The sequence below is a fragment of the Bacillaceae bacterium S4-13-56 genome (assembly GCA_040191315.1).
In the GTDB taxonomy this organism is placed as follows: Bacteria; Bacillota; Bacilli; order Bacillales; family JAWJLM01; genus JAWJLM01.
On the sequence record JAWJLM010000008.1, the window covers coordinates 62562 to 73484 of the forward strand.

Sequence of the window (10923 nt, forward strand, 5' to 3'; positions counted from 1 at the left end):
CTGTCCTTATTTTATTTAATTAACTGCATGTCTAAGAACAAAAAAGAGCTGAAATTAGATCAGCTCTTAACTAAGTCTACTCTTTATTATGTGTTCTTGCATCAGCAGCCTTAGATCTTTCTTGTGCTTCTAAATCCTCTACATCTGCTAATTCTTGTGAAAATTCAATATCTCTCCCGTCTGATTTTTGAGTCTTTGGTGTCTGAGGTAAATTTGTTTTGTCTTTGTTACCATTTTGACTTTGTCCTCTAGTCATGCTTAAAACCACCTTTCCAAACTTTTGAACACAATTTTATTTTTTCTTAGAAAGGCTATATTATTCAATTATTTTCAACGCTATTCTTCCATACTCGATAAACAAATCCACCACAACCACATTGGTTAATGAATTTTGAAGATATAACTGTTCCAAACAAATTCTTCAATCGAGGAAGTAAGTATTCATCAGGGTGACCATGACATCCTGGTGTAACTAAATTGACGTAATATCCAGGTGCAGTTTCCTCAATTGCTGCCATAGCAGCTTTTACCATTAATTCTATATCTTCTTTATACTCTTCACTTTCTAATGGTACGGACCAATTTATTTCTTTCATTTTACCTCTCTCCCTACGTTTTTCTTCATTTTAGACCTATAGATAGAATGATGAAGTGGTGTAAATCACTTTTTTGTTTTTATAAAGATTCTTATATAAAAATACTCATTAAGTTCTAATCACTATAATTATTAACAAAATCGTCATAATAAGATACCCAACTCCCATTTTTTTATGGGTATCTTGCTTATCCTACTAAAGAATAAGTTTGACATAAGGAGGAGTTTTTTGGTGCAAAAAAAAGGAATATTTTGGGACCATTTAACAACTGTAGATCATAAAAAAATTGGAATCCTTTATTTGATAGGTGGGGGGTTTTTCTTTGTATTAGCTGGTTTAGAAATATTTATAACTAAGATTCAATTGCTTATTCCCATGAATGGATTTATTTCGGCGAGTACATACAATGAATTGCTTACCATGCATGGAACAACAATGATTTTCTTTGCGGCAATGCCCCTTCTTTTTGGGCTAATGAACTTTATTATTCCGTTACAAATAGGGGCAAGAGATGTAGCTTTTCCTTTTTTAAATGCTCTTGGATTTTGGTTATTTTTAATGGGTGGTATTATTTTAAACGTAAGTTGGCTTGTTGGAGAAGTTCCAGATGCGGGATGGACCGCTTATGCTCCCCTATCAACGATGTCTGAAGGACATGGTGTAGATTTTTATGCGCTTGGACTACAGGTTTCAGGTGCAGGATCCATCATGGGTGCTATTAACTTTTTGGTAACCATTATAAATATGAGAGCACCAGGAATGACTTATTTACGTCTTCCCTTATTTACTTGGACAAGTTTTGTAGCATCTGGCCTCATATTACTTGCCTTCCCCGCTTTAACGGTTGGTCTTTTCTTATTAATGTTTGACAGACTCTTTGGGTCTCACTTCTTTAGTGTTGGCATGGGGGGAAATGAAGTGATTTGGGAGCATCTATTTTGGATTTTTGGTCATCCCGAAGTCTATATCTTAGTTCTTCCTGCCTTTGGTATTTTTTCAGAGATCATAAGTACATTTTCAAAAAAGAGATTGTTTGGATATACCTCTATGGTATTTGCCACTGTATTAATTGGATTTTTAGGATTTATGGTTTGGGCCCATCATATGTTTACTGTTGGATTGGGCCCAATTGCTAATGCGATTTTTTCGATTTCTACAATGTTGATTGCTGTTCCTACGGGTATCAAAATTTTTAATTGGTTATTCACTATGTGGAAGGGATCGATTACAGTCACCACACCAATGCTCTGGTCCCTTGGATTTATTCCTACGTTTACTTTTGGTGGAATGACAGGCGTGATGCTGGCAATGGCCCCAGCCGATTATCTCTATCATGATACGTATTTTGTTGTAGGACATTTCCATTATGTCATTATTAGTGGGGTTGTTTTTGGAATCCTTGGAGGAATTCATTATTGGTGGCCAAAAATGTTTGGATATATGCTAAATGAGAAGGTAGGAAAAACTTCATTTTGGTTGTTTTTTGTTGGGTTTCATTTAACCTTTTTCGTTCACCATATTCTTGGATTAATTGGAATGCCACGCAGGTACTGGACATATGGTGCGGATCAAGGATTTGATATATACCATCAGATTAGCTTTGTTGGGGTTATCGTCATGAGTGTAGGAGCCCTATTTTATTTAAGTAATTTTTTCTATTCGAATAGACATAAAGTGAGTGCAGGAAATGATCCATGGAATGGTAGAACACTCGAATGGTCCATTCCTTCGCCCCCACCTTTTTACAATTTTAATCAACTCCCATTGGTGAGGGGGTTGGATCCTTTATGGATCGAAAAAATGAATGGGAAGCAATGTTTATCCCCAAGCGAGCCATTATCAGATATACACATGCCTAACAGAAGCATTTTACCTTTCATTATGGCTTTGGGTATAGGAATTCTTAGCATAGGAATTATTTATATAGATCAGGGAATTTTTATTGCTATATTAGGTGGCGCCATCATTTTGATTTCCATGCTCTTACGTTCAATTATGGATGATCATGGGTATGTTCTACCAAAAAGTGAGTTAGAGACTAAAGAGGAACAGGGGTAAGATCGTTTTTGTTTAGAAAAGTTCAAGCCGTCCTTGACCATCGACGTAAGCAGATAAGGGAACCGACTCTAGTGATAGGCTGATCTCAAAACAAGAAAATCAAATGTTTTTGCGAAGATTCTCTACGTTGCTTTCCTTACTGCGATTACTCGAAGCAAAAACCGGGGTAGACTTTAGTGAAATTCATAACTGAAGCCAAACATATTTTATCCCGCATGAACGGGAAGTAATACTCCACGCCTCCAGTTTTAAGTAAAATGAAAAGAGTAGGTGGGTTATTGCTTCCCGTTAATAAGGGCCTTTAGGTCATGCACTTGGGTACTAACAATCGGTGAATGGCGGCCACTGATTGAAATTTCACTTTATGTTTTCTCATCTTTTAAAAAAAGCTAACTCTAAATAAAAAAGAGCTAGCCTGCTATGGGTTCTTATCCTTAAGCCCGTTCAAGCATTTGATTTAATGCTTCTCTAGCATACATTGCAATTTCCTCGTCTACTTTTATCACATTGTGAGGGTTACCATCAACAACTGAATCTAAACACCAAACGAGATGTGGTAGATCAATACGATTCATAGTCAAACAAGGACACATATCTTGATTTAAAGAGATAATATGACGATCTGGATGTTCCTTAATAATCCGTTTCACTAAGTTCATTTCTGTCCCAATCGCCCAGGAAGTACCTTCTTCAGACTTTTCAATTTGATCTATAATATAATTCGTTGACCCGGAAAAGTCGGATAAAGCGACTACTTCCCGACGGCACTCTGGATGAACAATTATTTTCATTTCAGGATACTGTTCGCGTACTTGTGCAACATTTTCCACCGTGAAATTTTCATGTACAGAACAATGACCTTTCCATAAAATCACCTTAACATCCTCTAATTCGCCTTCAAAAAGTAGTTGATTTACATGTGGATCCCAAACTGCCATTTGTTCCAATGGTATACCCAAATTATACGCAGTATTTCTTCCAAGATGTTGATCTGGTAAAAACAATATCCGTTCTTTTTGTGTAAAAGCCCAACTGACCATTTTCTCTGCGTTTGAAGAGGTAACTGTCGCTCCTTTGTTTTTTCCAACAAACGCTTTTATAGCGGCTGTGGAGTTTACATAGGTTAATGGTAGAATAGTTTCTCCAAACAATTCACCTAGCTCCCTCCAACATCTTTCGGTTTGCTTTATATCTGCCATATCAGCCATTGAACATCCCGCACGCATATCTGGCAGATAAACTTTTTGATTTTCTTTTGTGACAATATCAGCTGTTTCCGCCATAAAGTGAACTCCACAAAACACAATATGTTCAGCTTCTTCATTTTCCGCTGACCACTGAGCCAATTTTAAGGAATCACCTCTTGCATCAGCAAATTGAATCACTTCGTCTTTTTGATAGTGATGACCAGGTATGAAAAGCTTTGAACCCATCTCCCTTTTGATCTCTCGCATGCGGTCTTCTAATTGTTCAACTGTCATTTGACGATACTTTTTCGGCAAAATATTTGTCTTCTTCTCTAAAGTATCAAAAAAATTCACGGTCCATCCCCCTTTTAAAAAAATACCTTCACACTAATATCTAAAGCTTTTACTGAATGTGTTAAAAAGCCTAATGAAATATAATCAACACCAGTCATAGAGTAATCTCCGAGAGTTTCTAATGTAATACCTCCAGATGCCTCAGTCACTATATGGGATGGAACTAATTTTATAAATTTTTTAATTTCGTCTGGTGTACGATTATCAAACATGATGACATCAACATTTGCTTCTACAGCTTCCCGAACCTGCTCTTCTGTTTCAGTCTCCACTTCGATTTTTACCATATGACCCACTTGAGAGCGAGCGGTTTTGAGCGCGTTTGTGATTGAGCCTGCAAAAGAAATGTGATTATCCTTAAGCATGATTGCATCATAAAGCCCCAAACGGTGGTTAAATCCTCCGCCACAACGAACGGCATATTTCTCTAGCATTCTAAGTCCGGGTGTTGTTTTTCTAGTATCACAAATTCTCGTATGATTGCTATTTAGAAGGTCTACAGCCTGTTTCGTTTTCGTTGCAATCCCACTCATTCTTTGGATAAGATTTAATATCACACGTTCTGCCGACAATAAATATTTAACCTCTCCAAATGCTTCAGCTATAACCATCCCTTTTTCAACGGAGGTTCCATCTTGTATACGCACCTCTACCTCTATTTTGGGATCCATTAGATGAAAGCCTGTTTTTATTATATCTTTTCCACAAAAAACTCCCGGTTCTTTAGCTAGAAAAACCACTTTTCCATGTTGACCATTATTGAATAAAAGATTACTTGACACATCCTGATCTCCCATATCTTCAATAAAAAATTGCTCTAGTAATTGCTGCAACTTTAAATGGTTCATCTTGTTTCCCCTTTTCTCTGTATCTTTGTTGAATGATTTTCTGCGTTCTCCATTCTTCCCTTTCAAATGGAAAATCACTTCTAAAATGTCCTCCACGACTTTCTTCTCTTTGTAAAGAAGAATCGGTGATTAACCATGAAGTAATTAGCATAAATACCTTTGTCGTTTCCTTAACAGTAAGGGGTTGAAGATTAGCAGAACATAGCTGTTCGATATTCCATTTTTTTAACCACTGTTCTTGTTCCATAAGACCATCGCAGGAACGTACAATCCCTACTTTTTGCATCATCATTCTTTGAATTTCGGTTGACTCAGGTAATGAAAAAGAAAAACTTGTTTTATGTTCCCTGTCTTGAAATCTATTCATAGCAGGACTTGAATAACTATCATTGGATATATTTATCCATTCTGCTAAACGCTTCCCATAGGCCAACCCTTCCAGCAAGGAGTTACTTGCTAAACGATTTGCTCCGTGAACTCCCGTACAAGCAACTTCCCCTATTGCATACAATCCATCAATATTTGTTTTTCCAATTAGGTCTGTTTTTACACCACCCATCAAAAAGTGACTCCCAGGAACAACCGGTATTAATCCCTTTTTTAAATCAATCCCATTTTCTTTGCACATTTCTGCAATAGTTGGAAAACGATCAGAGAATTTAGTAATAGCAGTAATGTCTAAATAAACCTTATCCCCATTTTTTAAATGGTCAAATATTGTTTGAGAGACAACATGCCTTGGAGCAAGATCTTTCAAAGGATGAACCTTTTCCATGATTCTCTCCTTATTTTCTGTTACGAGAATGGCACCTTCTCCTCTGACAGCCTCAGAGATTAACCCTATGACTCTACCATCCAGACAAAACATAGTTGGATGGAATTGTATAAATTCCATATCAGTAATTTGCGCTCCCGCTCGATAGGCCAAAGCTATTCCATCACCAGAAACAGTAGGTGCATTGGAAGAATAAGAGTAAATTCCACCACAGCCGCCAGTGGCAAGTACAACATGATTTGCACTAACTTCTAAAATTTGACCGTTTTCATTTTTGGCTTTTGCGCCAATACAACGATTATTTTCGTGATCTACTGCTAATTCGTAAACCATAAAATGTTCCTTTATCTCTACATGGGTTAAATTCTGGTTAAATAAATGGTTCATCACTATTTTCCCTGTTTGATCCCCTCCACCATGAACAATTCTTCGTTTAGAGTGTGAACCTTCCATTCCGAGACTAATTTGACCTTTAGCATTATAGTCAAATTGACAGCCGTTTTTCACTAAATCTTGGATAATGTCAGGTGCTTCTTCAACCAATTTTCTAACTGCTAATGTATCATTATAGAGCCGACCAGCTTCTAGGGTATCTTTAAAATGTAAATTGGGATTGTCTTCAGTGCCAATGGATGCTGCTATTCCTCCTTGTGCTAAATAAGAGTTGCTTGTTTGAAGGGATGACTTTGTGACAATCATCACATGAAGATCACTACGAAGATTTTTTAAAAACTGCATTGCAGCTATCCCACTTCCAATAATCAAAACGTCTACCTTCATCTTTCTCCTCCTCAACAACTTAACACCTGTCTTGACACCTATATTTACATAGATTTAAACTTATGACAAGTTATTTTTAAAAGAAAGCTGGGAGAAAATGAAATATTTTGATTATGCTGCAACTTGTCCTATAGTGGAGGAAGCTCTAGAGGCTTATATAAAAACCGCAAAAAACTATTATGGAAACACAAGTAGTCTTCATGACATTGGTGGAAAGGCAAAAGCATTTCTTGAAATTTGTCGTAAGGAAATGGCTAACCTAATAGGTATAAACGAAACTTCACTATATTTTACTAGTGGAGGTACAGAAAGTAATGTTCTTGCGATCCATTCTTTATTAAGTGCACCCTTAAAAGAAGGTAAACATATTGTCGCATCTATGGGAGAACATTCCTCTATTTTAAATTTTTTAGTAAAATTAGAAGAAGAAGGATATTCTATCACTCTTCTTCCCTACCAAAAAGATGGAACAATAGATATCGATGATTTCTCTAAATCCATACAAAAAGACACGATCCTTGCGATTGTGCAACATGCGAACGGTGAAGTGGGAACTATCCAACCAATTGAACAGATTGGGGATATATGTAATAAATATAAGATATTACTACATACGGATTGCGTTCAATCTTTTGGGAAAATATCTGTAAAAGAAATCATTCCTTATGTATCAAGTCTGTCGATTTCAGGTCACAAAATATATGGTCCAAAGGGTATTGGTGCCGTATATGTTAATCCATCCTTAGAATGGAGGTCGTTTCTTCCCCAAACAACACATGAAAATGGCTTTCGAGCAGGAACTGTCAACCTCCCAGCCATTGCTGGATTTACAGTTGCGGCTAGTCAGTCTATGAATATCATCCAAGAACAACAAGCTCGTCATGAGGAATTGAGAAACTTGTTCAAAGAAAACTTGGAATCTTTCATGATTCCCTACTCTATTATTGAATCCGATAACAGAAGACAAATCCCTTCGATAATCGGATTAATGGTTGATCGATTAGAGGGACAATGGCTAATGCTAGAACTTAATCGATTAGGCTTTGCCATATCAACCGGAAGTGCTTGTCAGGTTGGAAAACAGTCTCCCTCTTCCACAATAATTGGAACTGGTGTTTCACCAGAAAGAGCAAAACAGTTTGTGCGTATTTCTTTTGGGAAATATACAACAAAAAATGATATCCTAGAATTAACACACGCTTTGCATACAATCTTCTCATCTTACTAAAGAGATTGGAGAGTTATTAAATGAACGATCAAAAGATATTGGGGGAAAATAGAAGGAATTTACTTTTAGAAATTCTAAAGAATAATTATGAACCAATTACCGGTAGGGAACTTGCTAGAAGAATGAATGTTAGTAGACAGGTGATTGTGAACGATGTTTCCCTTTTAAAGGCAAAAAGTCATTCCATTGTAGCTACTAGTCAAGGATATCTTTATTTGAATAATGGGAAAGAAGAGAAAGCAAAACGAATTATTGCTTGCTATCACACCCCAGAACAAACAGAGGCGGAATTAAACTTAATGGTTGATCATGGAGTTACCGTAGAGGATGTCAAAATTGAGCACCCTATATATGGCGACTTAACAGCATCTGTAATGGTTTCTAATCGTATAGAAGTACAACAATTCCTAAAAAAGATGAAACAAACAAATGCGTCCTATTTGTTGGAATTAACAGATGGAACTCATTTGCATACGGTTTCTGCAACTAGTGATAAGTTGCTTGATGAGGTTGAAAAAGCACTAGAGGAAGCCAATTTTTTAGTGAAAAAATAAAGTGCCAATTTGAGGCACTTTTCATTTTCTATGCTTGCTGTAACAGGTGCTGATATTTTTGGATGGTTTCCAACTGACCTTTTTTTGAAGCGTTTAGGTGCCAAGCCGCCCATCCTTTATGTTTTAAATACTTTTCAAACTTTTTTAGAAGTTCATATTGTTGTAGAGCCATGTGAACATGAACATGCTTCACATTTTCATTTTTCATCATTAGCGCGGAAGTAAAGTTTTCTTGAGCCATTTCAGTTGCTGTTGATTTCGCTTCTAAAGCAATAGGTTTATCCACAGAGTGATTTCCATCGGAAGAATGAGGTAAGCTAAAGAGGTCATGATATAATTCATCAACCATAGGAAGCTCTATCCATTCATTTAAATGAGGATTAAAAAAGCTAAGCATTACTGGAACATGGACCTTCATAACCTTGATTTGCAGTAGGAGCAATTCTTTTAAATGAGGATCTTTTGCCTGATGATAAAAAGTGTGAAGCTTAAAAAGTTTTCCTTCATGGGTAGATAAATGTGTTTCCATTAAACCAGCATCAATAGCGGGTAATAACATATTAATTCCTCCAATCTAGAACCTATCCCTAGCATATGCCTAGACACTTTAATGGTGAATGGAATGAATTGTATTTGTTTTCCCTTCAAAAAATATAAACTTAGGACAGACAAGGAGAAGAATTCTAATGCAAATATTAGTAGATGCTGATGCATGTCCAGTAAAGGATATTGTGATTGAAGTGGCTGTAAAAAATCAATTACATGTAAAGCTTGTACGTAGCTTTTCGCATTTTTCAACTGAACAGTTCCCAGATGGAATAGAGTCTGTGTATGTTGATACAGGAGCAGATTCAGTAGATTATCGTATTGTTCAACTAGCCCAGTCTGGGGATTTAATTATAACTCAAGATTACGGTCTTGCAGCGTTAGGTCTTGGAAAAGGATGTAGAGTTATTCATCATTTAGGCTACGAGTTTACAACCAAAAACATTGATGAATTATTATCGAAAAGACATGCCCATGCCAAATTAAGAAGAAGCGGACATAAAACAAAAGGGCCTAAGAAGTTTACGGAAGAGGATCGTCAACAATTCAGAAAATTATTATCCTCTATAATTTTGCACAACTAAAAAACCAGTGTTGTTATATATGTAACACACTGCTTTTTTAGTTGTGTATAAGTAATTTTGATAGTTTCCCAACATAATACCCAACAAAAATGATCCTAAATATTAATATGAGGTGTAGTATAAGCCATCCCCATTGTCCATATTTCAACAGGTCCTGATCCAAAGGGCTCGAATTCTTCTTTGGGCATTACATATTCATCGCATAATGTAAGTTGTTTACTCCTTTTTATTTTTTCTTCACTTTAAAATCCTTTTTTATTCAAAAGAAAAAAGCTGGTTTCCCAGCTTTTAGTATTAAGTCGAAGGTCGATTTGGTCCTTCCATCTTTTTGTTGCCAAATCCACGTGCTTTTTCTTCTTGCTTTGGTTTTGCATGATTTTCTTTGACATATTGACTCTCTTGTCTTTTCTTACCCATTGTCATCCACCTCCTAAGAATAGGTTTTGAATAACAACAACAATTTATTCTTAATTCTAGGTTCAAATAAGAAAAGCACAAGCGACCTTCGAAACAAGAAAAACACTTTTTTCTGCGAAGTAGCTCTAAGTAGCTTTCCTTCGTACGATTACTTGGGACAAAAACTTCGAAGATTACTCGATGAAGCTTTTGCGCTGTAGCTGGACAAATTTTATGCTTTTGTATGAAAACAGACCCTGCAAAACTTTTGTATACGTGATCAAGTCACAATAGATGGTACTTCTATACCGTCACAACCCGTTTCTTATGCAGGGTATCCTTCTTCAGGATCCACCAATGTATATTTCGACCTGGTCATATTGTTATTAAAGGTATTCCCAAAGATGAACAAGATTTATCCTCCATGTTTGATTAGGAATCCATTTTCATGGTAGATGGTGGCTCCGCGAAGCGAGCCATAATGATTTCTTATCTTGAAATAAAAACAGCTATCACCTTAGTGATAGCTGTTATGTGTAGTTTTATATTAAAGTTTAACTACGTTAGCTGCTTGAGGTCCACGGTTACCTTCAGTTACTTCAAACTGAACTTGTTGACCTTCTTCAAGAGTTTTGAATCCTTCTCCAGTAATTGCTGAGAAATGTACGAATACATCGTCCTCACCTTGTACTTCAATAAATCCAAAACCTTTTTCTGCGTTAAACCATTTTACTACTCCGTTTTTCATGTTAAAAAACCTCCATAATTTAAATGTGGTACATTTTTTCATACGTTTTAAAACAACAAAAAAATTTACCCATTATAAAAAGTCAGTTGTTAAATGAAACGATATGACTCTTTATAACAAGTAAATTTGCGAGAAAGCCATGCGTATTTATTTAACACCATATACAGCATAATGCATGAAGCAAATAAAGTCAATCATAGATTTTTTTTAACTTCCAACTTTCCATTCTTTTATGAAAGTGACACTTCATTCAGCGGCCGTTCTGACTA

At 36.2% G+C, this 10923-nt stretch carries 12 protein-coding genes; 4 read left to right on the forward strand and 8 right to left on the reverse strand.

The genetic code is table 11. The annotated features are described in order from the left end of the window. Window positions 1-76: 76 nt before the first annotated feature. Complete coding sequence (locus RZN25_04140) at window positions 77-256, reverse strand: YfhD family protein (protein ID MEQ6376011.1); 180 nt, start codon at window positions 254-256, stop codon at window positions 77-79. A gap of 64 nt (window positions 257-320) precedes the next feature. Next, window positions 321-596 (reverse strand): CGCGG family rSAM-modified RiPP protein, encoded by a 276-nt coding sequence (locus RZN25_04145; protein ID MEQ6376012.1) that lies wholly within the window; start codon window positions 594-596, stop codon window positions 321-323. A 174-nt stretch (window positions 597-770) separates the two neighbouring features. On the opposite strand from RZN25_04145, the gene ctaD reads away from it, so the two are divergent. Beyond that, a complete protein-coding gene (gene ctaD, locus RZN25_04150) occupies window positions 771-2654 on the forward strand; it encodes a cytochrome c oxidase subunit I (GenBank protein MEQ6376013.1) in 1884 nt (627 codons plus the stop codon). A 434-nt stretch (window positions 2655-3088) separates the two neighbouring features. On the opposite strand, the gene nadA is transcribed toward ctaD, so the two are convergent. The 3 genes from nadA to nadB are packed head-to-tail and all read right to left on the reverse strand — an operon-like array spanning window position 3089 to window position 6598. Beyond that, on the reverse strand, window positions 3089-4195 hold the full coding sequence (nadA, locus tag RZN25_04155; protein MEQ6376014.1) for a quinolinate synthase NadA: 1107 nt from the start codon (window positions 4193-4195) through the stop codon (window positions 3089-3091). 14 nt (window positions 4196-4209) lie between these two features. Beyond that, the gene (gene nadC / locus RZN25_04160; protein MEQ6376015.1) at window positions 4210-5043 is read right to left on the reverse strand and encodes a carboxylating nicotinate-nucleotide diphosphorylase; all 834 of its coding nucleotides are present in this window, start codon (window positions 5041-5043) and stop codon (window positions 4210-4212) included. Continuing rightward, the gene (nadB, locus tag RZN25_04165; GenBank protein ID MEQ6376016.1) at window positions 4997-6598 is read right to left on the reverse strand and encodes an L-aspartate oxidase; all 1602 of its coding nucleotides are present in this window, start codon (window positions 6596-6598) and stop codon (window positions 4997-4999) included. The genes nadC and nadB overlap by 47 nt, the downstream gene beginning before the upstream one ends. A 97-nt stretch (window positions 6599-6695) precedes the next feature. Between nadB and RZN25_04170 the strand changes: the two genes are divergently transcribed. Together RZN25_04170 and RZN25_04175 are read left to right on the forward strand one after the other, a co-directional pair. Beyond that, window positions 6696-7826 carry an IscS subfamily cysteine desulfurase gene (locus RZN25_04170; GenBank protein MEQ6376017.1) on the forward strand — a complete coding sequence of 377 codons (1131 nt, stop codon included), beginning with the start codon at window positions 6696-6698 and terminating at the stop codon, window positions 7824-7826. 20 nt (window positions 7827-7846) lie between these two features. Then, window positions 7847-8380, forward strand: coding sequence for a transcription repressor NadR (locus RZN25_04175; GenBank protein MEQ6376018.1), 534 nt, complete (start codon window positions 7847-7849; stop codon window positions 8378-8380). Between the two features lie 28 nt (window positions 8381-8408). Here RZN25_04175 and RZN25_04180 read toward each other — a convergent pair whose 3' ends face one another. Beyond that, a complete protein-coding gene (locus RZN25_04180) occupies window positions 8409-8939 on the reverse strand; it encodes a hypothetical protein (GenBank protein MEQ6376019.1) in 531 nt (176 codons plus the stop codon). 127 nt (window positions 8940-9066) lie between these two features. Here RZN25_04180 and RZN25_04185 point away from each other — a divergent pair, with 127 nt between their 5' ends. Beyond that, the gene (locus RZN25_04185; GenBank protein ID MEQ6376020.1) at window positions 9067-9510 is read left to right on the forward strand and encodes a YaiI/YqxD family protein; all 444 of its coding nucleotides are present in this window, start codon (window positions 9067-9069) and stop codon (window positions 9508-9510) included. A gap of 294 nt (window positions 9511-9804) precedes the next feature. Here RZN25_04185 and RZN25_04190 read toward each other — a convergent pair whose 3' ends face one another. Both RZN25_04190 and RZN25_04195 read right to left on the reverse strand, forming a co-directional pair. Further along, window positions 9805-9927, reverse strand: coding sequence for a hypothetical protein (locus tag RZN25_04190; GenBank protein ID MEQ6376021.1), 123 nt, complete (start codon window positions 9925-9927; stop codon window positions 9805-9807). A gap of 526 nt (window positions 9928-10453) precedes the next feature. After that, entirely contained in the window at window positions 10454-10654 is a 201-nt protein-coding gene (locus RZN25_04195; GenBank protein ID MEQ6376022.1) for a cold-shock protein, read from the reverse strand. Window positions 10655-10923: the final 269 nt, after the last annotated feature.

Coding starts and splice junctions, on each gene's coding strand:
- RZN25_04140 (MEQ6376011.1), bottom strand. CDS start 256: ATGACTAGAGGACAAAGTCAAAATGGTAACAAAGACAAAACAAATTTA.
- RZN25_04145 (MEQ6376012.1), bottom strand. CDS start 596: ATGAAAGAAATAAATTGGTCCGTACCATTAGAAAGTGAAGAGTATAAA.
- ctaD (MEQ6376013.1), top strand. CDS start 771: ATGGGTATCTTGCTTATCCTACTAAAGAATAAGTTTGACATAAGGAGG.
- nadC (MEQ6376015.1), bottom strand. CDS start 5,043: ATGAACCATTTAAAGTTGCAGCAATTACTAGAGCAATTTTTTATTGAA.
- nadB (MEQ6376016.1), bottom strand. CDS start 6,598: ATGAAGGTAGACGTTTTGATTATTGGAAGTGGGATAGCTGCAATGCAG.
- RZN25_04170 (MEQ6376017.1), top strand. CDS start 6,696: ATGAAATATTTTGATTATGCTGCAACTTGTCCTATAGTGGAGGAAGCT.
- RZN25_04175 (MEQ6376018.1), top strand. CDS start 7,847: ATGAACGATCAAAAGATATTGGGGGAAAATAGAAGGAATTTACTTTTA.
- RZN25_04180 (MEQ6376019.1), bottom strand. CDS start 8,939: ATGTTATTACCCGCTATTGATGCTGGTTTAATGGAAACACATTTATCT.
- RZN25_04185 (MEQ6376020.1), top strand. CDS start 9,067: ATGCAAATATTAGTAGATGCTGATGCATGTCCAGTAAAGGATATTGTG.
- RZN25_04190 (MEQ6376021.1), bottom strand. CDS start 9,927: ATGGGTAAGAAAAGACAAGAGAGTCAATATGTCAAAGAAAATCATGCA.
- RZN25_04195 (MEQ6376022.1), bottom strand. CDS start 10,654: ATGAAAAACGGAGTAGTAAAATGGTTTAACGCAGAAAAAGGTTTTGGA.